The 26189-nt window shown below is 60.4% G+C and carries 25 protein-coding genes and 1 pseudogene; 11 read left to right on the top strand and 15 right to left on the bottom strand.

Features of this window, described 5'->3' with window-relative positions:
- A complete protein-coding gene (locus tag I5L03_RS08775) occupies nt 1-198 on the top strand; it encodes a hypothetical protein (protein ID WP_197921358.1) in 198 nt (65 codons plus the stop codon).
- Nucleotides 199-220: 22 nt separating this feature from the next.
- On the opposite strand, the gene gyrA is transcribed toward I5L03_RS08775, so the two are convergent.
- Nucleotides 221-3058 carry a DNA gyrase subunit A gene (gene gyrA / locus I5L03_RS08770; protein WP_197921357.1) on the bottom strand — a complete coding sequence of 946 codons (2838 nt, stop codon included), beginning with the start codon at nt 3056-3058 and terminating at the stop codon, nt 221-223.
- Between the two features lie 298 nt (nt 3059-3356).
- Between gyrA and I5L03_RS08765 the strand changes: the two genes are divergently transcribed.
- Nucleotides 3357-4640 carry a hypothetical protein gene (locus I5L03_RS08765; RefSeq protein ID WP_197921356.1) on the top strand — a complete coding sequence of 428 codons (1284 nt, stop codon included), beginning with the start codon at nt 3357-3359 and terminating at the stop codon, nt 4638-4640.
- A 108-nt stretch (nt 4641-4748) separates the two neighbouring features.
- Complete coding sequence (locus tag I5L03_RS08760) at nt 4749-5630, top strand: DUF2167 domain-containing protein (RefSeq protein WP_197921355.1); 882 nt, start codon at nt 4749-4751, stop codon at nt 5628-5630.
- Here I5L03_RS08760 and ychF read toward each other — a convergent pair.
- Complete coding sequence (gene ychF, locus I5L03_RS08755) at nt 5627-6727, bottom strand: redox-regulated ATPase YchF (RefSeq protein ID WP_197921354.1); 1101 nt, start codon at nt 6725-6727, stop codon at nt 5627-5629. The genes I5L03_RS08760 and ychF overlap by 4 nt on opposite strands.
- 130 nt (nt 6728-6857) lie before the next feature.
- On the opposite strand from ychF, the gene I5L03_RS08750 reads away from it, so the two are divergent.
- Nucleotides 6858-8375, top strand: coding sequence for a tetratricopeptide repeat protein (locus I5L03_RS08750; protein ID WP_197921353.1), 1518 nt, complete (start codon nt 6858-6860; stop codon nt 8373-8375).
- A 60-nt stretch (nt 8376-8435) separates the two neighbouring features.
- On the opposite strand, the gene I5L03_RS08745 is transcribed toward I5L03_RS08750, so the two are convergent.
- Nucleotides 8436-9152: a cistern family PEP-CTERM protein gene (locus I5L03_RS08745; protein ID WP_197921352.1), complete on the bottom strand. Its 717-nt coding sequence runs from the start codon at nt 9150-9152 to the stop codon at nt 8436-8438.
- Between the two features lie 207 nt (nt 9153-9359).
- Here I5L03_RS08745 and I5L03_RS08740 point away from each other — a divergent pair, with 207 nt between their 5' ends.
- Nucleotides 9360-10427, top strand: a complete 1068-nt coding sequence (locus tag I5L03_RS08740) for a tetratricopeptide repeat protein (RefSeq protein ID WP_197921351.1) — start codon at nt 9360-9362, stop codon at nt 10425-10427.
- 2 nt (nt 10428-10429) lie between these two features.
- Here the strand turns inward: I5L03_RS08740 and pth are convergent, their stop codons facing one another.
- The 11 genes from pth to I5L03_RS08685 form a co-directional block, all read right to left on the bottom strand.
- Nucleotides 10430-10999, bottom strand: coding sequence for an aminoacyl-tRNA hydrolase (gene pth, locus I5L03_RS08735; RefSeq protein ID WP_197921350.1), 570 nt, complete (start codon nt 10997-10999; stop codon nt 10430-10432).
- Between the two features lie 89 nt (nt 11000-11088).
- Nucleotides 11089-11787, bottom strand: a complete 699-nt coding sequence (locus I5L03_RS08730; protein ID WP_197921349.1) for a 50S ribosomal protein L25/general stress protein Ctc — start codon at nt 11785-11787, stop codon at nt 11089-11091.
- 118 nt (nt 11788-11905) lie between these two features.
- Nucleotides 11906-12775 carry a TraB/GumN family protein gene (locus tag I5L03_RS08725; protein ID WP_197921348.1) on the bottom strand — a complete coding sequence of 290 codons (870 nt, stop codon included), beginning with the start codon at nt 12773-12775 and terminating at the stop codon, nt 11906-11908.
- A 17-nt stretch (nt 12776-12792) separates the two neighbouring features.
- A complete protein-coding gene (locus tag I5L03_RS08720; protein ID WP_197921347.1) occupies nt 12793-13725 on the bottom strand; it encodes a TraB/GumN family protein in 933 nt (310 codons plus the stop codon).
- A gap of 52 nt (nt 13726-13777) precedes the next feature.
- Nucleotides 13778-13975: a helix-turn-helix transcriptional regulator gene (locus tag I5L03_RS08715; RefSeq protein ID WP_197921346.1), complete on the bottom strand. Its 198-nt coding sequence runs from the start codon at nt 13973-13975 to the stop codon at nt 13778-13780.
- Nucleotides 13972-14400: a hypothetical protein gene (locus tag I5L03_RS08710; RefSeq protein ID WP_197921345.1), complete on the bottom strand. Its 429-nt coding sequence runs from the start codon at nt 14398-14400 to the stop codon at nt 13972-13974. Before I5L03_RS08710 ends, I5L03_RS08715 begins: the two co-directional genes overlap by 4 nt.
- Before the next feature lies 1 nt (nt 14401).
- Nucleotides 14402-14830, bottom strand: a complete 429-nt coding sequence (locus I5L03_RS08705) for a hypothetical protein (protein ID WP_197921344.1) — start codon at nt 14828-14830, stop codon at nt 14402-14404.
- 27 nt (nt 14831-14857) lie between these two features.
- Nucleotides 14858-15010 carry a hypothetical protein gene (locus I5L03_RS08700; protein WP_197921343.1) on the bottom strand — a complete coding sequence of 51 codons (153 nt, stop codon included), beginning with the start codon at nt 15008-15010 and terminating at the stop codon, nt 14858-14860.
- 106 nt (nt 15011-15116) lie between these two features.
- Nucleotides 15117-15446 (bottom strand): UrcA family protein, encoded by a 330-nt coding sequence (locus I5L03_RS08695; protein WP_197921342.1) that lies wholly within the window; start codon nt 15444-15446, stop codon nt 15117-15119.
- Nucleotides 15447-15605: 159 nt separating this feature from the next.
- Nucleotides 15606-16382 carry a TraB/GumN family protein gene (locus I5L03_RS08690; protein WP_197921341.1) on the bottom strand — a complete coding sequence of 259 codons (777 nt, stop codon included), beginning with the start codon at nt 16380-16382 and terminating at the stop codon, nt 15606-15608.
- 107 nt (nt 16383-16489) lie between these two features.
- Nucleotides 16490-17470, bottom strand: a complete 981-nt coding sequence (locus tag I5L03_RS08685; RefSeq protein ID WP_197921340.1) for a TraB/GumN family protein — start codon at nt 17468-17470, stop codon at nt 16490-16492.
- Between the two features lie 151 nt (nt 17471-17621).
- Between I5L03_RS08685 and I5L03_RS08680 the strand changes: the two genes are divergently transcribed.
- The 3 genes from I5L03_RS08680 to ppdK all read left to right on the top strand — a co-directional run bounded on the left by I5L03_RS08680 (nt 17622) and on the right by ppdK (nt 23949).
- Entirely contained in the window at nt 17622-18488 is an 867-nt protein-coding gene (locus I5L03_RS08680; RefSeq protein ID WP_234035151.1) for a glycine--tRNA ligase subunit alpha, read from the top strand.
- 105 nt (nt 18489-18593) lie between these two features.
- The gene (gene glyS / locus I5L03_RS08675; protein ID WP_197921338.1) at nt 18594-21155 is read left to right on the top strand and encodes a glycine--tRNA ligase subunit beta; all 2562 of its coding nucleotides are present in this window, start codon (nt 18594-18596) and stop codon (nt 21153-21155) included.
- A 124-nt stretch (nt 21156-21279) separates the two neighbouring features.
- The gene (gene ppdK / locus I5L03_RS08670; protein WP_197921337.1) at nt 21280-23949 is read left to right on the top strand and encodes a pyruvate, phosphate dikinase; all 2670 of its coding nucleotides are present in this window, start codon (nt 21280-21282) and stop codon (nt 23947-23949) included.
- Here ppdK and I5L03_RS08665 read toward each other — a convergent pair.
- Nucleotides 23932-24690, bottom strand: a complete 759-nt coding sequence (locus I5L03_RS08665) for a methyltransferase domain-containing protein (protein ID WP_197921336.1) — start codon at nt 24688-24690, stop codon at nt 23932-23934. The genes ppdK and I5L03_RS08665 overlap by 18 nt on opposite strands.
- A gap of 50 nt (nt 24691-24740) precedes the next feature.
- Here I5L03_RS08665 and I5L03_RS13590 point away from each other — a divergent pair.
- The 3 genes and pseudogenes from I5L03_RS13590 to hisI form a co-directional block, all read left to right on the top strand.
- Nucleotides 24741-24947, top strand: a pseudogene (locus I5L03_RS13590) (double zinc ribbon domain-containing protein); the annotation flags it as partial.
- Between the two features lie 9 nt (nt 24948-24956).
- Nucleotides 24957-25484, top strand: coding sequence for a ComF family protein (locus I5L03_RS08660; RefSeq protein ID WP_325100151.1), 528 nt, complete (start codon nt 24957-24959; stop codon nt 25482-25484).
- A 312-nt stretch (nt 25485-25796) separates the two neighbouring features.
- Nucleotides 25797-26189: a phosphoribosyl-AMP cyclohydrolase gene (hisI, locus tag I5L03_RS08655; protein ID WP_197921334.1), complete on the top strand. Its 393-nt coding sequence runs from the start codon at nt 25797-25799 to the stop codon at nt 26187-26189.

Here is a 26189-nt window from a genome sequence, read left to right as displayed (position 1 = left end):
TTGCTGTCGAAAACCGCCTTTCTGAATATCGCCGACCTCCTGGACGGCTCGCCGCTCAAGAACGGTGAGATCCGCCGCATTCCGGGCATGGGCGCGCACTTCGTCGCCCCCGAAGGGACCGTGCTACCGGACGGTCACAAAATTCTGATGCACTTTTCCTTCGACGGGAAGGCACTAGTCTTCGTGCGAAAACTCTGAACTTCGTCGCGCCCGGCGGACATCAGTCCTCTTGCTCGTCTCCGATATTGTCATCCCGGTCCATCGTCGTATCCGGCGTGGTTTCATCACCGCCACCGCGCCGTTCGAGCATTTCCTCGACGACCGCTTCCTCGGCTTCGTTCTCGGGGCTCTCGTCCTCGTCGATCAAAGCTGCGCCGACGATCGTTTCACCCTTGGCCACATTGAAAATGCGGACACCGGAGGAGCTGCGGCCGTAGATGGAGAAGCCCTTATGTTCCTCAAAGCCGCCTTCGACCAGATGGCGGAAGTCGATTGGCAGGCGGATCAGCTTGGCACGGTCCGTCACCAGCATCAGCTGCGAGCCATGTTTGACGGTAAAGCTGGCGACCACCGGCCCGTTGCGATCCTCGTCGCTCGGCGTGCCGATATTCGTCAGGCCTTGGCCGCCGCGCCCGATGGTGCGGTACTCATAGGCTGACGAAATCTTGCCATAGCCATTGGCGGTAAGCGTCAAGATGAACTCCTCACGCTCGGCCATTTCTGCAAGAACATCGCCGTCGAGCGTCGGCTCATTCTCGTTATTCTTCCACGCGGCAGCGCGCAGATAAGCCTCGCGCGTCTCCATATCGGCATCGAGCCTGTCGAGAATGGCGAGCGAGACCACTTTCGCCCCATCTTTCAACGTCATGCCGCGCACACCTATGCCGGTGCGGCTCTTGGTTTCGCGCGCATCGGTGGCGGAGAAGCGGATGGCCTTGCCAGCGTCGGAGGCGAGGAACACTTCCTGGTCTTCGCTGAGCAATTCCACACCGATCAGGCGGTCATTGCTGTCTTCGACAAAGCCCATCGCATATTTGCCGTTGGACGGCACATTGGTAAAGGCATCCATGGAGTTGCGGCGAACCATGCCCTGCTCGGTCGCAAAGATGATGTTGAGGGCTTCCCAATCGGCCTCATCCTCGGGCAGCGAGAGGACATTGGTGATGCGCTCATCATCGCCCAGCGGCAGCAGATTGACCATCGGACGGCCCTTGGTCTGCGGCCCGCCTTCGGGCAGCTTCCAGACTTTGAGGCGATAGACCCGGCCCGTATTGGTGAAGAACAACACAGGGTTATGGGTCGAAGTAACGAACATTTCGACGACGGCATCCTCATCCTTCGTCGCCATGCCGCTGCGCCCCTTGCCGCCACGCGCCTGCGCGCGAAACGTCGCGAGCGGAGTACGCTTGATGTAGCCGCCATGGGTGACGGTCACGACCATTTCCTCACGCTCGATCAGGTCTTCATCTTCGATGCCGTCCCAGGCAGGCGCGATTTCGGACATGCGCGGTGTGGCGAACTGATCGCGCACTTCCTGCAATTCCTCACGCATCACGCCGTATAGCTTCGCCCGGTCGGCAAGCAGGGAGAGATAATATTCGATCTGGTCGGCAAGTTCCTTTAATTCATCGCCAATTTCATCGCGGCCAAGCGCGGTCAGGCGGTGCAGGCGCAGATCGAGGATAGCCTTCACCTGCCGCTCTGACAGACGATAGGTGCCGCCGCTTTCATCGCTGGTCGGCTCGATCGCTTCAACCAGCGCGATATACTGCGCGATGTCGCCGATCGGCCATTCCTTGGTGAGCAGCTTTTCGCGCGCGATCTGCGGATTGGAAGAGCCACGGATCATCGCGACGACTTCATCCAGGTTCGACACCGCGACCACCAGGCCGAGCAACACGTGGGCACGATCACGCGCCTTGTTCAGCTCGAACTTGGTGCGGCGGGTGATGACCTGCTCGCGGAAATTGATGAAAGCCTGGATGAAATCGCGAAGTGCCAGCGTTTCCGGGCGGCCACCGCGAATGGCGAGCATGTTTGCAGGGAAGCTGCTCTGCGCAGGCGTATGCCGCCACAGCTGGTTGAGCACCACGTCAGGCGTCGCATCCCGCTTCAGATCGATGACGACGCGCACACCGGCACGCGAGCTCTCGTCGCGAATGTCGGAAATGCCCTCGATCCGCTTTTCCTTGGCGGCATCGGCAATTTTCTCGACCAGGCCAGCCTTGCCGACTTGGTAGGGAATGGAGGTGAGCACGATGCTTTCGCGGTCACCCTTGCCGACTTCGATTTCATGCCGGCTGCGCATCAGAATGCTGCCGCGGCCCGTCGTATAGGCAGAGCGTGCACCAGATTTGCCGAGAATTAGCGGCGCTGTCGGGAAATCGGGGCCGGGAATGATTTCGTGGAGCTGCTCGGACGTGATGCCCGGATCGTCCATAAAGGCGAAACAGCCGTCAATCACTTCGCCAAGATTATGCGGCGGAATATTGGTCGCCATGCCGACCGCGATGCCGCCAGCACCGTTCACCAGCAGGTTAGGAAAGCGCGCCGGGAGGACCGACGGCTCTTTCTCACTGCCATCGTAATTGTCGACGAAATCGACCGTGTCCTTATCGAGATCGTTCAGCAGCGGCTCTGCGGCGCGCGCAAGCCGGCTTTCGGTGTAACGCATGGCGGCAGGCGGATCGGGATCCATACTGCCAAAATTGCCCTGACCATCGATCAGCGGGACGCGCAGAGACCATGGCTGCACCATGCGGGCGAGGGCATCGTAAATCGCGCTATCGCCATGCGGGTGGTATGAACCCATCACCTCGCCAACGATCTTGGCGGATTTGCGATAGGGACGGCTCGCAGTGTAGCCGCCGACCTGCGCGGCGTAGAGAATGCGGCGGTGGACCGGCTTCAGCCCGTCCCGAACATCTGGCAGGGCGCGGCTGACGATCACGCTCATCGCGTAATCGAGATAGCTAGTCTTCATCTCATCGACGATGTCGATGCGATCGTATTCTTCGGGGGCCGGGGCGGGGTTCAGATTGTCGGTCTCATCACTCACGGAGATGTCGATCCATCGCTATTTCAGTTAGCATGGAAACTAGGGGATCGGGGGGAAGAACGCCAATAAACGGGCAGTGAGAAGCGGGGAGAAAGCTCGCTTTTCCACACAAAAGCGGCAAGTATTCGCTGATCGGTGCGGATCGCAGCAAAACCTTCGTTTACAACCACGTTCAATCATCATTCAGCGCCATTCCTGTAGGACATATTTGCAATCTCGGGCGTAGTATGAATATGCCGCCCGATGAAAGACGCGGTGGCGAAAGGTCACCACAAGAAGTTTTCAGGAGAATACATCAATGGTTCGCGCTTTCCGCTCCACTCGTCGGAAATCCTCGCTCTATGCGCTCGCTCTGGCCCTGTCAGGCGGTGCAGCTTTTGGCATGACCGCTCTCGCTCCGGCAACCGCCGCTGCGCAGGAACAGGAACTGCCTGATCCGTCGTCCGGCTTCGCCGAAGTGTACACCGAAGCTGTTCCGCTCGTGCAGGGTGAAACTGCCGATTTCCAGGCTGCACGCGCAGCCATTCCGAACATGACGGCTGCCATCGAGAACAATCGTGACCGTGATCTTGCCGGCCGCTACATGCTGGCAGTAGGCAGCGAGCTGTCCGACCGTCCGCTGCAGCGCCAGGGCATCGAGCTTCGCCTGCAGGGTGGCCTCGTTCCCGCTGATCAGCTCGGCGTGTTGAACTGGTATGCGGGCAATTTCGCTCTTGAAGTCGACGATTACGAAGCTTCGCGCGCCTTCCTTAATGCCGCACTTGCTGCAGGCTATACCGAGGAAGGCGTGGACATCGTCAACCTTATCGCGCGCACCTATATGGAACAGGGCGATGACCTTGGATCCTACAACTTCCTGACCGGGGCGATTGCAGAGGCCGATGCGGCAGGCAACGCCGTTCCGGAGGCATGGCTGCGCAATTCGCTGCAATACGTCTACGAAGAAGCGATGGTGACCGAAGCGCTCGATATCGTTCTGCGCCTCGTCAATGATTACCCGAGCGAGCGTTCGTGGACCGATGGTCTGCGCATCATGGAGCAGATCCTGCCTGTGTCCGATGATGCTGCTGTCGATCTGTATCGCCTGATGGCCGCACGCGGGGCATTGGTCGATCGTTCGGCAATGGTCCGTTATATTGAGGAAATCGACCCGCGCTTGATGTCGAATGAAGTGCTCGATATTCTCCAGCTTGGCCTGGCCGAAGGTGAGTTCACCGCCGGTGACAGCTATTACACTGAAGTTCAGGGCATCGCCCAGAACCGTGCCTCTGTGGACCGTAACGGTATCGGCACGATCATCTCGGAAGCCCGCAATGGTGACGCGCTCGATGCGATGAATGCCGGCGATGTGCTGTATTCGCTGGATGACTATGCTCAGGCGGAAGAGATGTATGAGCTGGGCCTTGAGCGTGGCTTTGACGCCAATGTCGCCAATATGCGCATCGGCATCAACCAGGCGATGCAGGGCAAGCATGATGAGGCTTTGACCAGCTTTGCCGCAGTCGCGGGTGAGCGTCAGCCTATCGCAGCGCTCTGGGCCGCGCATGTTGAAGCCATGCATGCAGGTGCTGGCACCATGTAAACGGCGCTTTGCCGGAAATTCGAAAAGGGCGGGAGACCACACGGTTTCCCGCCCTTTTTCATGCGCCGTGCACAGGATGGTAAGTGTTGTGTGGCATAGGCCCGGCGCATGAGATCGGTCATTGCCATCACTCTTGGACTTGCGATCCTCTGCTCTACCCCGCTGGCCGCGCAGGAAGCTCTTTCACGTTCTCTTCCGCCTGAGAATGGCACGATCCAAATTCCGGCAGCGCGGGTCTCGCTCGAACTCGGCGACCGATACGATTTTTACGGACCCGAAGACGCGCGCACCATCATCGTAGAACATTGGGATAACAGGCCCGAGCAGGCCGAGGGCGTGCTCGGCGTCATCCTGCCGGCAGGCCTCGACCCGCGTGAGGACGGCTGGGGCGGTATCGTCACTTATGCCGAGACAGGCTGGATATCGAACGACGATGCCCGCAGCGCCGATTACGATATTATCCTCGAAGAAATGCAGGCCAATGCGCGCGCCGAAAACCTCGAGCGCAGCGGCCTAGGCTATCCGGAACTGGAGATTGTCGGCTGGGCGCAGCAGCCGACTTACGATTCGGTCCGCCACGCGCTGATATGGGCGCGCGAATTCGACTTCTCCGATACCGAGAACAACTCGCTGTCATACGATGTCCGGCTGCTGGGCCGCGAGGGCGTGCTGAGCATCAATTTCGTAGCCGACATGGACAAGCTTCCTGCCATCCGGCGTGCGGCGAGCGAAATCACCGACGGAGCGCGTTTCGATCCCGGCGCGCGTTATGAAGATTACGAAGCCGGGTCAGACGAGGCTGCGGGCTATGGCCTGGCAGGGCTCGTCGCGAGCGGAGCGGGCCTCGCCGTGGCCAAGCAGTTCGGCCTCCTCGCCATGCTCGCCAAATTGGCAAAGCCGCTGCTTGTCGGCCTGGGCATCGCGCTCGCGCTGTTTTTCGTTCCGATCCGTCGCTGGCTGCGGCGGCGCAAGAGTGGCGATCGCGATTAAACGTTGAACTTGAAGAGCATGACGTCGCCATCCTGCACGACGTATTCCTTGCCCTCCTGTCGCAATTTACCCGCATCCTTCGCACCGTTCTCTCCGCCAAGGGCGATGTAATCGTCATAGCCGATGGTTTCTGCACGGATGAAGCCGCGTTCGAAATCGGTGTGGATTTCTCCTGCCGCCTGCGGAGCCTTCGCGCCATCGGGGAAGGTCCATGCGCGCGATTCCTTGGGGCCTGCAGTGAAGAAGGTTTTGAGGCCAAGCAGCTGATAACCTGCCCGGATAACGCGGGCGAGGCCGCTTTCCTCAAGGCCGAGATCTGCAAGGAACTCACCGCGATCTTCGGGCTCCATTTGCACCAATTCGGCTTCGATAGCGGCCGATACCACAACAGCCTGTGCGCCTTCGGCAGCCGCTTTTTCGAATACGCGAGCAGAAAGCTCATTGCCCTCGGCAGCGTCTTCCTCTGCGACATTGCAGACATAGAGCACAGGCTTTGCCGTCAGAAGCTGTGACTGGCGGAAAACGCGCGCTTCCTCATCATCATTGGGCTCAACGAGGCGCGCAGGCTTGCCATCGCGCAGCAGCTCCAGCGCCTGGCCAAGCACGCTTGCCGTAATTTTGGCTTCTTTGTCGCCTGCCGTCGCGCGCTTCGCGGCATTGTCGACGCGTTTTTCGAGGCTTTCGAGATCCGCGAGCATCAGCTCGGTTTCGACCACTTCGGCATCGGCGATCGGATCGACTTTGTTCGCGACATGCTGGATGTCATCATCTTCAAAGCAGCGCAGCACGTGGACGATGGCGTCCACTTCGCGGATATTACCAAGGAACTGGTTGCCCAAGCCTTCGCCCGCACTCGCGCCTTTGACGAGGCCAGCAATGTCCACAAAGCTCAGCTGCGTCGGGATCACCTTCGCGCTTTTGGCGATAGCTGCGATTTTTTCGAGCCGCTCGTCCGGAACAGACACCTGCCCGACATTGGGGTCAATCGTGCAGAACGGATAGTTGGCAGCCTCCGCCACCTGTGTTTCCGTCAATGCGTTAAACAGGGTCGATTTGCCGACATTGGGCAGGCCAACGATGCCGCAGCGAAATCCCATGAATATAAACCTTCAAAACGTGTCCAGATACTGCCGCGCGCCTTAGCGGGGCAGGGCGGACAATTCCAGCGCTCGCAGCATGCAATGTCGATAAACCGCTTCTCAACCCAATCTGCCTATGGGCTGAGGCATGAAAATTGCCGGACGATCAACTCTTACCGCCATGCTCGCCCTGTCGCTTGCGGCATGCGGCCTTTCGCCGGAAAAGCGGCTCGACCGCGCCGAAGAGGCCTATGCCGAAAACCGCTTCAATGAAGCGCGCCTCGATCTCGCCAGCGTGCTGCAGGATGACGCGAACAATATCGCCGCGCTGGAATTGCTGGCCCGCACACAGCTGCAGGCGGGCGATGGGGAGGGCGCATATTCCTCACTGCAACGCCTCGATGAGTTGAACGCACGTCCGGGTGATTACGATCGGATGCTGGCAGAGGCACAATTGCTGCGCGGCGATTTCGACGCAGCAATACGCACAGCAGAGGCGCTCGGTTCGGCTGAAGGTGCGCGGATTATTGCCCTGTCGCATATCGGCCTGGGGGAAGGGCGGGAGGCGCAATCCGCTTTCGAAGCAGGCCTCACTGCGCCCGGAGATCGATCGCGACTGCTCGCCGATTACGCTATCTTCATGTTGCAGGCAGGTGATGCGGAGGCGGCCCAGCGACTTGCGACGCAGGCGCTTGAAGCGGCTGAGGACGGTCTCGATCCTCTACTTGCCAATGCGCGCATCGCCATGGCTAGGGGCGATTTGAACCGAGCTCTGCAATTCTTCAGCGCCGCATCAGAGGAATGGCCCGAGAACCGCCTCGCGATCCTCGGCCGTATCGGCGTGCTGGGAGATCTCGGGCGGCTCGATAAGGCGAGGCCTCTGATTGCCGATATGGCCAATCGCCTGCCCGGGGATCCTGATGTGATCTACCTGCAGGCGCGCCTTGCTGCCGAGGACGGCGCGTGGGAGGACGTTCGCAGCATCCTCCAGCGTTTTGAGGGTCGCGATCAGCCTCAGCAGCAATTGCTCTATGCGCGCGCTCTGCTCGAACTGGATTTGCCTGAACAAGCAATGCCAAGGCTCATGTCGCTGCTCCGGTCCGCTCCCGGGAATGCGGAAGCTCGCCGCCTGTTGGCACGCGCCCAGCTGGAATCGGATGAGGCGGATGCAGCTTTTTCGACAATTCGCCCACTCGCCACCAGCGCTTTGGGCACAGCGCAGGACTTGGCGATTTTTGCCACGGCAGCACGGGCCACAGGGCGCTCGGCAGATATCGGCGACGCACTGGCCGCTGCTCCGCCGACAGAGCGACTCGGCACCTTGCTGGCGCAGGGTGACAGCGCCTTGCGACGCGAGAATTGGCGCTCAGCCATCGATGCCTATGAGGAATTGCGCCGCTGGACGGGTGACAGGAACGCGCTAGTCCTCAACAATCTTGCATTTGCACGTGGGCGCACGGGCGAAACGGATGAGGCGATCAGGCTCAGCGAAATGGCGCATGAGCTTGCACCTGATCATCCTTCGATCATGGACACTTTGGGCTGGCTGCTCGTGGAGAGCGGCGAGGACAGGTCTCGCGGCCTGCAATTGCTCGAGCGCGCTGCGAGGCTCGATCCCGACAATCCGACGATCAATCGACATCTGTCGGAGGCGAGGGGCGGCTGACTGATGTAAGAAAGGGCGCCGCATCCTTATGCAGCGCCCTTTCTTACATGTGAGTGTTTGTCAGGCGAAAGCTGGCTGGGCAGGCTGCAACGGCTCGACTTCGCGGCGACGACGCATAAAGCCGAGCGAGAACAGCGCGATGGCCAACAGGCCGAGCATTCCCGGTGCGGGGACGGGCGTTCCGCTGCTCGATGTCTGGCCGCCTGTGGCCGAAGTCACATGCCCAGCGCCCGTGATGCCTTGATAGCGCACGAAAAAATCGTCGAGCGTAATGCTGGCTGCATCGGGATCGAACAGCAGGGAAAGTGTTCCCGTGCCGGTCGTCCCTTCGGAAACGCCGCCACCATTGGAGCAGGAGCCGCTGTTCTGAGCTTTGAAGCACACATCCACTGCGCCGATCTGGTTCGGCAGGCGCGGGTCACTGCCGCGTCCGTCGGTGACGAAAGCGAACTGGTAGGCGCCGTCCACCGTCGCACCAATAATGTCGGGATCGACATTGAAGGCGAAGCTCGAAATGTTCGACGTTAGGCCGGAACTCGTCGTGTTCTGCACTTCGTAAGAGAAATTATATGTATCGCCGGTCACGCTATCGAGCGTGAGGATCAGCGTCGCAGTGAGGCCGTCAATCGTATTTGAGCTGTCACCGGAAAAGCCATCGAAATCGATCGTGAAGCTGTCGCCGATATCGCCTGAGCTCAGGCTGATGGGTTCCGCATAAGCGGGTGTTGCCACCGCCAAAGCAGCCATTGCGGCAAGACCCTTGGCAAGCTTCATCATGATTACACGTCCTCAAAAACTATAGTTCACGCGCATCTAAGCAAAGGGCGTGCCATTCCCGGAATTCCGCCGTCGCTATGGTTAACGCGGCGGCCCAGAATGGTGATGTGTCAAATATTACGACGTTTCACCGTTTCTTTGGGGTTTTCGGCTAAGTACGAGGCGATGAGATTTTCGCACGCCTTTGCGGGTATTTTAAGCTTGCCGTTGGCGGCCTGTTCCCTCCTGCTAGACACACCGTTGGAGGAGGCGCGGGACGCACTGGCGGAGCAGGACTATTTCGCCGCGCAAGAGCATGTGCTTGGCGCTCTGCAAGACAATGCGCGCGATGTGGACGCACTTACCTTGCTGGCACAGATCCAACTGGCCATGGGGCAGGGCGGGGACGCTTTACTTACGCTGGACCGTTTGGAAGAGGCGGGCGCCGAAGGTGAACACCTGACACTAATCCGGGCAGAAGCGATGTTGCAGGGTGGGGAAGCCGAGGAGGCTTTCGCCTTGCTGGATGGGCTCGCAAGCGCTGAAAGCTGGCGTTTGCGCGCACTTGCCGCAGCGATGGAAGGCGATGATGACGAGGCGACCGCGCATTTCATTGCCGGCCGCGAAGCGGAGGGTGACAAACGTAAACTCTTCACAGCTGCTGCCAGCTTCCACCTAAATCGTGGCGATGCGGATGCGGCGCGCTTTGCAGTGGGTCAGGCGCAGCAATTGGCACCCGACGCCATCGAAACGCTTTTCGTGTCCGCGCGTTTGGCGCAGCTCGATGGGCGGCCAGACCTCGCCTCCCGAGCCTATCTCGCCATTTTGGAGCGAACGCCGAATGATCGGCCGGCAATGCTAGGCGCCATTCAAGAGCTCGACAAACTTGGCCGCGTGGATGTGTTCGAACCGCTTATCGAGCGTGGCAGGCAGGCCTATCCCGAAGATATAGAATTCATCTATCTCGACGCCAGTCTGTTGGCGTTCGAAGGCAATTGGACCGCCGCGCGCGATCTGCTGCAGCAATATGAGACCGCAGTTCAAAGCCATGATAATGCGCGTGGCCTCTACGCCCAATCGCTGCTCGCTTTAGGTCAATACGAACAGGCGCGCGCGCTGATGGCTCCGCTCAACCGACGTTTTCCAAATAACGCTGCCTATGCACGGGTTTACGCGCGGATCCTGTTGGAACTGGGCGAGCATTCGCAGGCTGCCTCGGTGATTACACCGATCCTGCGCGGCCCCGATGCGTCCGAAATCGACCGCGACATCGCCGAGCGGGCGCGGCGCGGCTGACGTCAATCCTGCATCCTGAGCGCAACATCGCTCATGAAACGGGCATTATCGCCTTTCGCGAGCCAGTCCGCCTCTGCGCTCACTGCTGCCAGCATATCGGTTAGACCGTCCATTTCCGCCTTGGCGTAATTGCCCAGCACATAGCCATGCACACGGTCCTTGTGCCCGGGATGGCCGATGCCGAGGCGAACGCGGCGGAAATCTGCGCCGCAATGCTGGTCGATGGAGCGAAGGCCGTTGTGCCCCGCGTGCCCACCGCCGACTTTCACCTTCACTTTGAACGGCGCGATATCGAGTTCGTCATGGAAGACGGTGATCGCATCCAGTTCCAGTTTGAAGAACCGCATCGCCTCGCCAACGCTGCGACCGCTTTCATTCATGAAGGTGGCCGGCTTTAATAGCATAATCCGCTCGCCGCCGATCCGCCCTTCCTGCATCCAGCCCTGAAACTTCTTCTGCACCGGGCCGAAACCGTGCATGTCCGCCATGACGTCACACGCCATGAAGCCGACATTGTGCCGGTGCATGGCGTATTTCGGTCCGGGATTTCCTAGGCCAACCCAAAGCTGCATGGCGTTCCTCTAGCGGTGGTGCCCGCAAAAGCAAACGCCGGCCCCTTGCGGGGCCGGCGCTGCTTGTTTCTGGAAATTGGGAAGAACGATTACTCGCTCTTGTCTTCCTGTTCCTGAGCGGCATCCGCATCCGGACCCTGCTCGGTCGCGGCGGTTTCGCCCGGCTCCATGTCCTCGCCGGTCTGGTCTTCGCCTTCGCCGTCTTCGCCTTCCGAACGCTTGAGAGCGGACGGTGCGACGACCGTTGCGATGGTGAAGTCACGCTCGATATTGTTCTCAGCTCCGGCAGGCAGCGAGACTGCGCTGATGTGGATCGAGTCGCCAACTTCGAGGCCGGTGACGTCGATTTCGATTTCGCCGGGGATCTTGTCTGCTTCGCAGGCCAGTTCCAGCTCGTGACGCACAACGTTGAGCACGCCGCCCTTTTTGAGGCCGGGGCTTTCTTCTTCGTTGACGAAGACGACTGGGATGTTGACGACGATCTTCGCGTCCTTGGCAAGGCGGAGGAAGTCGACATGTTCCGGACGGTCGTTCACGGGGTGCAGCGCCACGTCCTTCGGAATCGTGCGGTGAGTGCCGCCGTCGACATCGATCATCACGAGGGAGTTCATGAAGTGGCCGGTGCCCAGCAGCTGGACCAGTGCCTTTTCTTCCACGTGGATCGTGGTGGGTTCTTCCTTGCCGCCGTAAATCACAGCGGGGACGCGGCCTTCGCGACGCAGTGCACGGGAGGCTCCCTTGCCAGCCCGTTCGCGCAGCTCGGCCGACAGTTTAAGAGCGTCGCTCATAATACGTGCCTTTCGATATGCATATGTAATACCCCTTCAACCACGCCTCCAGGGATGACCATGGCAGGGGAGGCGCGCGTTTAGCAGCAATAGGGCGAAATGCAACTACTGGATGCGGCTATTGGATGCGGGTCACGGTGTAGCCCTCTGCTTCTAGCAGGGCGACCACCCCGTCGGGGCCCGGCATATGACCGGCACCCACCGCAAGCAGCACGGCCTCATCGGGATTTAGCTCCTGATACCGCGCGAGCCTTGCAGCAAACCATTCATTGCGCCGCTCCAGCAAATCCAGGCGCAGGTCCGTGTTTCCGCCGAAGCTGCTCTCCAGCTCCTGCATCAGCGCAACTGTATCACCCGTCAACCACAATTCGGTGCGATCGAATGCCCGTTCGCAGTCGCCCGATTGTGCAGCGGTGAGGAGCAATTGGCCCTGCGCTTCTTCTGGAAGATTATCGAATATGTCGAACTGCATGGCGAAGCCTTCCATCGCCTGCACACGCTCGAATTGCGCAATTAGCGCGCGGTCGACGCCATTGCCAGATTGCGTGCATCGCATCGCATTGCCAAGCATGAGCGCCGCGGCCCATGTTTCGGTTCGCGCGAAGTCGCTTTCTTCCATATCCGCGTCATCGATCAGCTTGGCTATCGCCTGACTATATTCAGGCCCGACGCGACGCGGAAGCGGTTCCAATCCGTCCGAGTAGGCGCGGCTTTCGAACTCAATCGCGGCTTGCGTGGACGCATCGAGATCGGCGATTTCGACCATCAGAAGGTCGGCGCTTTCGATCGCCTCATTGAGCGCTCCCGAATTCCATTCCACGCCATCAGGCAGCGCATGAACCGTTCCGAACAGCCAGCCCTTCGCGCCGTCGGGAGAGGTCGCTTCCCACAGCGCAGGGGAGGGCTCCGGCCACTCCCGCTGCGGCTCGGAATCGGCTTGAAACGGCGATGGGGCGCCGCAGCTTGCAAGCCACAGCGCCCCCAGCATAACGGAAAGACAGCGGATCAGTATTGGACGCGTTCCGCTGTAATCCCGCGCTGTTCAAGGAAGTCCTGAACGCTGTATTCACCGGCGAGATGGCCTGCGCCCACCGCGATGAAGACGGTGCCGGGCTGGTCGAGACGCGTGTCGATCCAGTCTGCCCAGGCGTAATTACGCTGGGTGAGCAGGTTGTAATACAGATGCGCGTCCTCGCTCATCGGTTCGTTAATCATGCTCGCTAAACCCACCGGATCGCCTTCGATCCATTCGCCCACCATTTCGCCAAACATCTCTTCCATATCGTCGACGTCATTGCTGTCCGAGACGAGGAAGGCGATTTGCGACTGCAGAGGCAGAGTGTCGAAGAAGGTCATCTGCTGCTCGACAGTTTCGAAAGCGGCGCGGTCCTTGCCTTCGATCAGGTGATCGAGACGACGCTCCACGCCATTGGCTGGATCAAGTCCGGCCTGCATGAATGCGATCTGCGCAATGTTCATCGCAGCAAACCACGGCTCGAAGGCATCGAATGCTGCCACTGGCAAGCCAAGCTCTGTCATCGTTTCTTCGTAGAAGGCGCGCTGCTCGTCATTCAACAGGTCACGAAGCGTGCCGCCAGTGGTCAGCTGCGCCATTTGTGCCTGCATCTGCGCGATTTCCATGATCTCCGGCGGAGGGGGATTGCCCGAGGCCGGATCGAATTCAGGGATCAGGCTGGTATCGATTTCCGAGACAAACTGGTCGGAGCTTTCCAGCGCCGCGGTGATCGTCGGATTCATGAATTCGGTGCCTTCAGGCAGGATGTGAACCGTGCCGAAAAGGTAGATCGTGGTGTCCTCATCGCTCACCGTCCACATGGCGGGAGTGGGATTGCTTGCGTCCTGTGCATGGGCGGCTGCAGGCAGCGCGCCGATCGACAGGGCGATAGCCGAAGCTGATGCGAGAATTTTACGGAACATATTATCGTCTCCTTGGGGGTGGTTGGATTGTTCAATAATTCAGTGAAAAAATCTAGCTTTCTGCGTCATCGAAGATCTCTTCGATCGGCATTTCGAAAAGCCGGGCAATACGGAAAGCGAGCGGTAGCGAAGGGTCATGCTTGCCCGTCTCGATCGCATTGACAGCCTGGCGCGACACGTCGAGCCGGCTCGCCAGCTCAGCCTGGCTCCAGTCGCGCATTGCGCGCAGAACTTTCAGCTTGTTCTTCATGCGGCAGTCCCCCGGATCCGGAAGATGGCGTAACCCATCGCCCAACTCCCGAGCAGGACCGCGATTAGGCGATCAGTGTGGAGACTGCCCATGCCCCATTCTACCATGGGAAGCAGTTCAAAAACGAGGTAGAAAAGCAACGTCACGGTCACTGCGACAACCGCACCAAGCGCGACGGCTTTGTAGGTGAATTCGTCGTTCATCCGCTGGTCGATTTTGCTCAACCAGACCGCCGCGATGCTTAGTATCATGACACCCGCAATCGATAGGAGACCGGCGAACAGTGGCCTGCTGGCGGAAGCCGCACTTTCCGCACTAGCTGCGCTCGTATCGAAAAGCATCGCGACCGTAAGCAGCGCAAGCACGATGAACATGAGGTCCAGGCCGAGGAACGGGCCGAATGATCGTTTGGGGTCAACCAGCATGTCAAAAGGCTCCCGTCAGGCGCTTGATATGAAAGGTGATGAAGAAAGCATAAAGCGAGAAGGTGCTTCCGGCCGCGTACAGCATGTCGAATTGCGGTTCGGCATCGGCTTCGCGGCCTTCATGAGCGGCGCTGTAGCCCTCGACGAAACCGGCCACGGCCGGCGCAATAAATATCCAGAGAACCAGCATGATGAAGGCCGCATTTGCGCCTGAAATCCAGAGTTGCTCCGTATATTCGTCGCTCTTGCGGGTGAAAAACATGGTCGCAAGCGATGCGACGAGGATCAATACAAGCACCACCGGGATGCCTTCGTGCGCGTCCAGCGCGCTCGCTGCGGTAAGACCGATCAGCGATGCGAAGCCCACGATACCCATATTCAGGTTAAGCGAAGCGCGGTTCTTTTTCGGTTTTGGCGAAGTGGCAGCCATGATTATCAAGTCCCGAGTATTTGACGATTATTGCACGATGATCGTTTGCGGAGCGGCTTCGGCGGACAAGTGATTGACCAGCTTCGCGCCGATATTGCCCACACCATATCCGGCGAAGAACAGCAGGGCGATAGCGGCAATGGTTCTAGGGATATGGCGCTTGGTGATTTCGAAAGTCATGTCACAGTCCCGTCTAACGTGTTTGAGGATGGGTCCGCGGGGGACGGCACCGTAAGGCCGGGGGGGAAGCCTTTTGGGGGTGGTGCCATCCCGCTGCGGAGGGTCGTCAGACCTTAATGGCAAATTCCAGCGCGACGTAGTTTTCGGAGCCGGCTTCAGCGATGGCCAGCTCGACCTGCGGTGCGAAGGCATTGTGGAAAGTATTGCGGCAGGCTGCTTCAGCGCGTCGCGATGCGAGATCGCGGCCACCGCTGCGGCATGCACGCTCGATCGAAGTGTCGATGCGGCTTTCGAGGCGATCCTGGCCAGCTACGGTGGTCAGGTCGAGATCGGAGGTTTCGACCGTAATTGTAACGGTGTCGTCGCTAGTCTGGGCTGCAGCGGGGACTGCAATCAGGGTGGCGGCGGTGGCGAATGCAATGAGGGTTTTGCGCATTGTCTGTGTCCTGTTGTCTTAGCGATTTGTCTCGTCAACCTTCCTGTATGTCAGGTTGCCATTACTTTATGTCGTACGATTTTTCCTATGTCAACATGACCTGACAAAAAGAAATGGAGACACGACTATTGGCCGCGAGAATCGCGACTTTTCAGAGCTTTACTGGATTTGGCTGATCGGCGCGTCAGCTGTTTCGAGGCTGGAAACCAGCGAATCGGTTCCCGCCAAATGACCTGCGGTAACCACCATGAAGACCGTTCCGGGCGAATCGAGTCGCGACAGCACCCACTCGCCCCAGCGCGCGCTTCGCGATGTCATCAGACGGTCCCACAGGACCGGTGAGTAGGGACGGCTCCGCATGATTGCATCCAACCGATCCATATCGCCCACGCTCCATGCCTCAACCATGGCGAAGGTAAGCTCGGCTGTGTCGTCCCGAAGGGCGAGGGCGGTGCGCAGTTCCGCAACTTGCTCTTCCATGCTGAGGCCAGAAAAAACGGCATATTGCTCTCCGATGGTCTCGAGAGAGGTAATCGGCAATTCGCGTTCTTCCGCCAACTCGGTGAAGACGGCATCCGGTTGGTTTTCAAAGCGCAATTCGCTGTCTTGGCTGGACAGCCCGCTCACCAGTAGTGACGCGAACCAGGGTTGGAATTGCTCGAAATCCGATAGAACGTAACTGCGTTCCCGCACCCACATTTCGAAATCGCTACGCACATCCTCCGGCAATATTGCGGTAAGCGTCTGGCCGGATGCCAATTCGGTGTGTTCCTGCGCGGCAAGCGCGGCTTCAACAGGGCTTGGAGTGCGCAGTTCCAGGACCAATTCGTCTGCTTTTCGGAATGCTTCGGACACGAGCGGCGTCTGCCAATCCATCCCTTGCGGTAACAAAGCTACCGTACCGAAAATGTAGATCGTCGTGCCTTCATGGCTCACCTCCCAACGTGGCGGCGATGTCGGAGGAATGTCCGCGCTCTCTTGGGAAGCGGCAGGAAACGCGAGAGCCAGCGCTGCGAATGAAAGGCAGGACGCGAAAGCGCGCATCAATTCACGCGTTCATAGTCGATGCCGCGTTCGGCCAGCTTCACCAGCACCGACACATCGCCTTCGAAATGGCCGGCGCCGACAGCGACAAGCGTGGTGCCCGGCTCTTCAAGCCGTTCCTGCAGCCACTGCGCCCATTCCGTATTGCGCCTGTCGAGCAGCATCGCATCGATCGATTGGCCTATCAGCCCGTTTCCGATGCCGATGCTGAACTCTTCCGCGACCTCCCCGCGCGCCCAGGCGTGCTCTGCCGCCCAATATTCGTCGCCAACGCGCTCTTCCCAGTCTGCGGAGTAGAAATAGCCTGTTTCCTTGCCAGACCACTCGACCAGCATGCGCGAGAGATCGGCCATGACCTCCGCATTGTCCAGGCGCAGCAGGCTATACATGACTTCGCCTGAATCCTCGATCGTCTCGATCGGGCGCTGGCGGGAGAGGAATTCGCGCTCCAGCGCCGGCTCCACGCCGAACTCGGTATAGGAAACGCCCCGCTCGTCTGTGTCGCCGGTCGAGCCCAGCGTCAGCAGCGCCAGCATGACGGGCATCGAATCCATCACTTCGAATGGCAGTACCGTGCGGCCGATCAGATCACGCCAATGCGGCCGCGCCTCTGGCGTCAGTTGGGCCGAAGTCGGCCTGCGGCGATCGGTGCGCCCGGTGATTTTCACATCGACATTGAGCGCGTCGGGATTTGGCGCGTATTCGCTGTCTTCCAGCACCAGCACATCCGACTCTTCGATGATCTGGTTGATCAGCGGGCTGCGCCAGCGAAAACCGCGGGGCAGGGCGTGGATGGTGCCGAGCATGTAGATCGTCGTGTCTTCATCGCGGATCGCCCAGATCGCCGGATCGGGCGCATAATCCTGATTGAAGCGATAGTCCTCCGCCAGGTCGCTCGCGCCGACTTGCGCGGACACCGGCTGGGCGGCGAGGAAGGCGAGGGGAGCGAGGAAGGCGGTGCGAAGGATTTTGCCGGTCATGCGGCCTATTTGAGAGGCCAAAAGCTCGCAGTGTCAAGCAGTTCCGATGGCCGACAGCACGGGCGGCATTGACCCCGCGCGAGGGTTGAGCCATTGCGCCTGCGAAATGACCCAAAACACGGCTCGAAATCCGCAAAAATCTTTCCAGGATATGATCCTTGCGCTTCATGATTTCTGGAGCGCCAATGGCTGCCTCATCCTGCAGCCCTATGACATGCGCATGGGCGCTGGCACATTCCACACCGCGACTACGCTGCGCGCGTTGGGGCCGGAGCCGTGGAACGCCGCATTCGTACAGCCCTGCCGCCGCCCGACCGATGGCCGCTATGGCGAGAACCCCAACCGACTGCAGCATTATTACCAGTATCAGGTCATCCTGAAGCCGAGCCCGCCGGACATTCAGGAGCTGTATCTCAGAAGCCTCGAAGTGATCGGTATCGATCCGCTCAAGCACGACATCCGTTTTGTAGAGGACGATTGGGAAAGCCCGACGCTTGGCGCGTGGGGCCTCGGCTGGGAAGTCTGGTGCGACGGGATGGAAGTCACCCAGTTCACCTATTTCCAGCAGATGGGCGGCTTCGACTGCAAACCTGTCGCAGGCGAGCTTACCTACGGGCTGGAGCGCCTCGCCATGTATATCCAGGGCGTCGACAATGTGTTTGACTTGGACTTCAACGGGCAGGGCGTCTCCTACGGCGAAGTCTTCCTCGAAAACGAAAAGCAGATGTCGAAGTGGAACTTCGAAGTCGCCGAGACCGATGCTCTGTTCGACCTGTTCAACAAGGCCGAGGCCGAGTGCCGCAACGCGCTCGACAACGATGTGCCCATCGCCGCTTACGAGCAGGCGGTAGAAGCGAGCCATTTGTTCAACCTGCTGCAGGCGCGCGGCGTCATCAGCGTGCAGGAACGCGCCAGCTACATGGCCCGCGTCCGTGACCTCGCCCGCGGCTCCTGCGAGAAATATGCCGAGCTGATGACCCCGAAATGGCAACAGAAATTCCCGGAGTGGTCGCTATGATTACCACCCAATCCGTCATCCCAGCGAAAGCTGGGATCTCTACCGCGCTAGCGCCAAGCCACGACCAGATCCCAGCTTTCGCTGGGATGACGAGAGGAGTGGCGCATGTCTAATTTCCTCCTCGAACTCCGCTCCGAAGAAATCCCCGCTCGCATGCAGGCCGGTGCCCGCAGCGAACTGGAAAAGCTCTTCCGCCGTGAGATGGATGCCGCTGGCGTGTCCGTGGGTGATCTTACCGTTTGGTCCACTCCGCGCCGCCTCGCTCTGATTGCGCGCGACCTGCCGGAAGCGACCGAAGCCGTCAGCGAAGAGGCCAAGGGCCCGCCCGTCGGCGCACCCGATCAGGCAGTGGACGGCTTCTGCCGCAAGAACGGCGTGACGCGCGACGATCTCGACGTGCGCGACGTAAAGGGCCGCGAGACCTATTTTGCGGTGAAGAATGTCCCGGGCAAAAGGATGGGCGAGCTGCTCGCCGCCGCGATCCCCGCGATCATCCGCGATTTTTCCTGGCCCAAGTCGATGCGCTGGGGCGAGGCTTCACGAACCACAGAAAGCCTGCGCTGGGTGCGCCCGCTGTCTGGCATCGTCGCGCTGCTGGGTGACGAAGTGGTTGAATGCGAAGTGCATGGTGTGACGAGCGGCGCGGTGACGCTGGGCCATCGCTTCCATCATTCAGGCGATATCACCATTGGCAATGCCGACGATTACGCGATGAAACTGCGCGCCGCACACGTGATCGTCGATCACGAAGAGCGTGCGACGCTGATCCGCGACGGTGCGCAGCAGGTCGCTTCCGAAGCAGGCCTGACGCTGGTCGAGGATGAAGGTCTCGTCATCGAAAACGCCGGCCTCACCGAATGGCCCGTGCCGCTGCTCGGCCGGTTCGAGGATGATTTCCTCGAAGTACCTCCCGAAACAATCCAGCTCACCGCGCGCGTGAACCAGAAATATTTTGTGTGCGAGAGCAAGGACGGCAAACTCGCCAACGCCTTCATCTGCACCGCCAATATCGAAGCCGCCGACCCGGCAGTGGTGGTCGATGGCAACCGCAAGGTGCTCGCTGCCCGGCTGAGCGATGCGCGGTTCTTCTGGGATGTGGATCGGAAGAAGACGCTGGAGGAGCACGCCGAGGGTCTGAAGCGGATTACCTTCCACGAAAAGCTCGGCACGGTTGCCGATAAGGTTGAGCGTGTGGCGAAGCTAGCGCGCTGGCTGGTTGAAGAGGGGATTGTCGCTGACCAGCCCTTCCCGCCTGCGGGAGGGGAGCGAGACTTGGCGACGCAGGAGCCTAGCCGCAGCGGGGTGGGCGCTGATGCGCCCATGCCCACCCCCAACCCCTCCCGCGAGCGGGAGGGGAGTTTGGCCGATCTCGCGGAACAGGCCGCGCGTCTCGCCAAGGCCGATCTCGTCACCGAAATGGTCGGCGAATTCCCCGAGTTGCAAGGCCTGATGGGCGGCTATTACGCCCGCGCCGAGGGCCTGCCGGACGAAGTCGCCGACGCGATCCGCGATCACTACAAGCCCGTGGGGCAGGGCGATGATGTGCCGACTGCTCCGGTGACGGTTGCGGTGTCGCTGGCAGATAAGCTGGATACGCTGTTCGGATTTTTCGCGATTGGTGAAAGACCCACCGGATCGAAAGACCCGTTTGCTCTACGCAGAGCGTCCCTGGGAACACTAGCGCTAATCCAAGAGAACAACCTTCGGATTAGGTTGGGCGGATTGATCCAATCCTATTATTTAGATTTGATCGCCAGCTGGGCATCGGAAGATCGATACTCAGCGTTCGTTTTCGGTTGGGAAGACTTTTTATCCGACGATGGCTCGCGCACGAAGTACCTCAATCACTCCCCTGTCTGGGAAGGCGATCCGTTGTCACCACCTCCTGCCTGCAAGAAGTTGTGGCTCATCGATCTCGACGTCCACAGTGAATCCGATGGCTATCTTTGGCTCGACAGTCTGAACCGGGTTCATAGAACAGAGCTAGTTCTATTTAATGATTTCGCATCGACCAGCCTAGACTTCTTCGCCGACCGCCTCAAAGTCCAGCAACGCGAAGCGGGCGTCCGCCACGACCTGATCGACGCCGTATTCGCGCTCGGCGAGGAGGACGATCTCGTTCGCCTGCTCGCCCGTGTGCATGCGCTCCAGGCCTTCGTCGAAACCGACAACGGCACAAACCTACTCGCCGGGTACAAGCGCGCTGCGAATATCCTCAGGAAGGAAAATTACCCCGTCACCCCGGCGCAGGCCGGGGTCCAGTCTGATGGGAGCGCTGATGCGGGTATGGATTCCGGCCTTCGCCGGAATGACGATCTTGCGCTTACCGGCGATGAAGACCCGCTCGAGAATGTCGACGACCCCGAGATGCGCGGGGTCTATGCCGCGCAAGTCTCCGCTCTTTCCTACATGCCCGAGCCTGCCGAAAAGGCGTTGATCGACGCGCTCAAGACGGCGGAACCGCAGGCCGAGATGGCCATCGCCGAGGAAGACTTTGCCGCGGCCATGTCTGCTCTTGCCTCCTTGCGCGCGCCCATCGATGCGTTTTTCGAGGAGGTGACGGTGAATGATGAGGACGAGGTCAAACGAAAGTCTCGCCTCGGGCTGCTTGCGCGTTTCCGTGCTGCAGTGCACAATGTCGCCGACTTCTCGAAGATCGAGAGCTAATTCGCAAAGTCCACGCATTTCCTATGGGTTCTCGCCATATAATGCTGTGACAACAATAATTTGAAGCAGATCGGGCGCATGCTTACAAACCTGATCTGTGTTCCACCAAAGGGACAGGTCATCAATGCAAACGGTCTACACATTCGGCGGCAACGCACCTCACGAAGACGAGAGGCAGAAGGACAAGACCGTAACCGGGGGCAAGGGCGCGAACCTTGCCGAGATGGCGAGCATCGGCCTGCCGGTCCCTCCCGGTTTCACCATCACCACCGAGGAATCGGTGCGCTACCTCAATGAAGGCGAGGACTTCAGCGACACGCTCCGCAGCGATGTGGCCGAGGCACTGACCCATGTCGAACAAACGGTCGGCAAGCGCTTCGGCGATGCAGGTGACCCGCTGCTCGTTTCGGTCCGCTCGGGCGCGCGGGTTTCCATGCCGGGCATGATGGACACCGTCCTCAACCTGGGCCTCAACGATGAGACGGTGCAGGGCCTCGCCGCGACCAGTGGGGACAAGCGTTTCGCCTGGGACAGCTATCGCCGCTTCATCCAGATGTACTCGGACGTTGTGCTCGGCCTCGATCACGGCCTGTTTGAGGAAGCGCTGGAGATCGCCAAGGAAGATCGCGGCTACTTCAGCGATACGGAGCTGGAGGCAGACGATTGGGAAGGGCTCGTCACCGAGTTCAAGGACATTGTCGAGCGCGAGCTGGGCAAGCCGTTCCCGCAGGATGTGAACGAGCAGCTCTGGGGCGCCATCGCGGCTGTGTTTGACAGCTGGGACAGCGACCGGGCGAAGGTCTACCGCCGCCTCAACTCCATTCCCGCCGAATGGGGCACTGCCGTCAATGTTCAGGCCATGGTGTTCGGCAATATGGGCGATAGCAGCGCAACCGGCGTCGCCTTCACCCGCGATCCCTCCACCGGTGAGCGCGCCTATTACGGCGAGTGGCTGGTGAATGCGCAGGGCGAGGACGTGGTCGCCGGCATCCGCACGCCGCAATACCTGACCAAGGCCGCGCGTGAAAACGCCGGCGCCGAAAAGCCGAGCATGGAAGAGGCCATGCCCGATGCCTTTGGCGAACTCGCCCGCGTGTTCGACCTGCTTGAAAGCCATTACAAGGACATGCAGGACATCGAGTTCACCGTGCAGCAGGGCAAGCTGTGGATGCTGCAGACCCGTTCGGGCAAGCGCACTGCCAAGGCCGCTTTGAAGATGGCTGTGGACATGGTGGGCGAGGGCCTGATTGACGAAGAGACTGCGATCCTGCGCGTCGACCCGATGGCGCTCGACCAGCTGCTGCACCCGACACTCGATCCCGATGCGCGGCGCGATGTGCTGACGCGCGGACTTCCGGCGTCTCCCGGCGCGGCTTCGGGCAAGATCGTGCTCGACGCGGATACGGCCGAGGAATGGGCGAAGCGCGAAGAGGCGGTGGTTCTCGTTCGCGTCGAAACCAGCCCGGAAGACATTCACGGCATGCATGCGGCGAAGGGCATCCTGACCGCGCGCGGCGGCATGACGTCACACGCGGCCGTGGTGGCTCGCGGCATGGGCCGGCCCTGCGTCTCCGGTGCCTCGGGCGTTTCGATCAACTTGGCTGAGCGCACCCTGCGCATTGGCGACCGCGAGCTGACCGAGGGCGATGTCATCACCTTGGACGGTGCGTCTGGCGAAGTGATGGCGGGCGAAGTGCCCACGATCGAGCCCGAACTGGCCGGCGACTTCGGCGTGCTGATGGAATGGGCGGACAAGCACCGCCGCATGAATGTGCGCACGAACGCCGAAACGCCTGCCGACTGCAGGACTGCACGCGGCTTTGGTGCGGAAGGCATTGGCCTGTGCCGCACCGAACACATGTTCTTCGATGCTGGCCGGATCAGCGCCGTGCGCGCCATGATCCTGGCCGATGACGAAGCCGGACGCCGCGCCGCCCTTGAACGGCTGTTGCCCGAACAGCGCGGCGACTTTGCCGAGATCTTCCGCACCATGGCCGGCTTGCCATGCACGATCCGCCTGCTCGATCCGCCGCTGCATGAGTTCATGCCGACGCGCGATGAAGAGTTCGAAGCGCTGTCCGACGATCTTGGCGTGGGGGTCGATCACCTCAAGCGCCGCGCGAGCGAGCTGCACGAATTCAACCCGATGCTCGGCCATCGCGGCTGCCGCCTCGGCATCACCTTCCCCGAGATCTACGAGATGCAGGCGCGCGCCATCTTCGAGGCCGCGTGCGAAGTCACGGGCGAGGGCGGGGAGCCCGTCGTGCCAGAAGTGATGATCCCGCTTGTTGCGACCAAGCGCGAGCTGGCGATCCTGCGCGCTCTGGTGGACCGGGTGGCTGAGGAGGTGTTCGCCGAAAAGGGCACAACGCTCGATTACCTCGTCGGAACCATGATCGAACTGCCGCGTGCCGCTTTGATGGCGGGCGAGATTGCCGAGGAAGCGCGCTTCTTCAGCTTCGGCACCAACGATCTGACGCAGACCGCGCTGGGTGTGAGCCGCGATGACGCATCGCGGTTCCTCGGCGAGTATGTCGACAAGGGCATCTACAGCCGCGATCCCTTCGTCAGCCTTGATGTGGACGGCGTGGGGCAGCTGGTAGAACTCGCGGTCGAGCGCGGCCTCTCAACGCGCGGCGACATCAAGCTCGGCATTTGCGGCGAACACGGCGGCGATCCCGAAAGCATCGGCTTCTGCGAGGAAGTCGGGCTCGATTACGTCAGCGCCTCGCCCTACCGCGTGCCCATCGCGAGGCTGGCAGCGGCGCAGGCGGCGCTAAAACGCAGCCATTGACCTTCGCCCGGTTAGCGTGACGATCTCAAACGTCTCGCTCACCTTGCCATCGTCATCCGCCATGGCGGCAAAGGCCTCTGCTGCGCGCTTAGCACCGGCTCGGCTTAAGGGAGGCGGGTTTGAAGCGAGGACACCGGTCATCGCCATACCGCGCAGGTCCTGCACCAGCGTGCGCATGGCGGAATATCGAACGGTGAGCTGGTAGCTGTCGACCACCGGATCGGCCCAACCGGCGCGCGAGAGCAGCTGCGGGCACGAACGCGGATCGATCAGCGGATGCATGCGCGCTGCAGGCTTGTCCGGCTCAGCTGCCAGCATGGCGCGGCGCAGCTTCGGCAAGCTCATCCCGCCGATGAAGCAGGCGACCGCCATGCCGCCGGGCTTCAGAAGCTCACGCATCTGGATCAGAGCGCCGGGCAGGTCATTGACGGTGTCGAGACTGTTGATGCTGGCGACCAGATCGAAAGACCCTGACATCTGGTCGACTGGCTTGTCGAAGTCCTGCCATCCGGTGCGCGCAAAGCTCATCGAACGCTCCCAGCTCGCTTCTTCCAGCAGATGGCTGCCAAAGCCTTCAAGAAGCACCTCAGTCCCTTCAAAGCGGACGAACCCGAGCCGTTCGTGAACGTCCTCCGCCATGTGTTCAAGCAGGAACAGCGCACTCTCGCAGCGCTTCAGCATGATGTCTGCGCGCTTGGTGCGCGCGAATTTGCGGGGCTTGCTGAAGATCTGTGGCGGCACGGTCGACATGCCGCTTGCCTACAGTCGCGCTCCCATGCAGCATAGTCCCAATGTCGCTTTCCCGAACGATCTCCGAAGCTTTCGCGCCATTGGTGGACCTGGTTTATCCACCGCGCTGCCCGCTTTGCGGAGATGGGCTGGGCGAGCAGAGCGGCCTCTGTCTGTCCTGCTGGGAAACCCTCGCTCTTCCGAGAGAGCCAAGCTGCACATCCTGCCAGCGCCCTCTTGGTGACGACACGCATGAGGGAATGACCTGTGCCGCTTGCATGCAAGACCCGCCAAAGCATGACGGCATCGCTACGGGCACGATCTACAACGATACCTCGCGGAAGCTGGTGTTGAGCTTCAAGCACGGTCGCAAAATCGCTCTCGCGCCAATGCTCGCCGGGATGATTCGGGCACGGTTGGCAGGGCTCGAAGGCGAGTGGCTTGCGGTCCCGGTTCCGCTTCACCGGTTACGATTGTGGAGCCGCGGTTTCAATCAGTCTGCTCTGCTGGCCCGCGAATTAGCAAAAGCCGAGAACGTCGAACTGGTGGTCGACGGTCTGGTGCGCACGAAACCCACACCCAGCCTAGGCGGCTTGGGCAAAAGGGAGCGCGCGCGTGCTTTGCAGGGGGCGATATCGCCGCATCCGAAGCGGACGGACCTGCTCAAAGGCGCGAATGTGCTGCTCGTAGACGACGTACTCACCAGCGGAGAAACCACGAATGCGTGTGTATCAGTTTTGAGGCGAGCGGGGGCAAAGCGCGTCAAGATCGCCTGTTTCTCCCGCGTGCTGGATGAAGCGCTGTGACCGTTAAGGCTGCGCAAAAGCAAAACGCCCGGGAGGTTAATCCCGGGCGTTCGCGTGACGATATCGCTGGAACCTCGCACCACCCCCCAGTGAGTGCGGCAGCTCCAAACCCTCATGATTCGACCCGCTTGCGCGGTTCCGAAACCTCCCATCCCTTGACCGGAATGAAAGCCGGCTCGTCCGGCCGGATGACGCGTTCATTTCATTGAAAGGTTCAAAAGCAAACCACGAACTCACAGCGCGATAGATTTCGGCACACAATTGTGATTATCGTGCAACAAACCGGTATATTGATTGCAACCGGTTTTGCAGATGCGAAAGGCCACTAACATTTCTAGCCACAATCATGAGCGCGAGCACGGCACGCGGTTGATGCCCAAGTTCGATCAGTCGGGTCTGATAAGCGCAGTCGTGCAGGATTCGCGGAGCGGCGAAGTGCTGATGGTCGCATTCATGGATGAAGAAGCGCTCGCAGCCACGCGAGAAAGTGGAGAGGCGCATTTCCATTCGCGCAGCCGCGACAAGCTTTGGAAGAAGGGCGAGACATCGGGCAACGTCCTGAAAGTCGAGCAGGTTTTGATCGATTGCGATCAGGACGCGGTGGTGCTGAAAGTGGTCCCCGCTGGCCCAACATGTCACACCGGAGCGCGCAGCTGCTTCTACCGCGAGCTCGATGGCGACACGCTGAAACCCTTGGCGGAGTGA

The organism is Aurantiacibacter sediminis, assembly GCF_016019885.1.
GTDB lineage: Bacteria > Pseudomonadota > Alphaproteobacteria > Sphingomonadales > Sphingomonadaceae > Alteraurantiacibacter > Alteraurantiacibacter sediminis.
The sequence above is the reverse complement of the archived record's forward strand: the minus strand, read 5'-3'. Positions and strand labels throughout refer to the sequence as shown.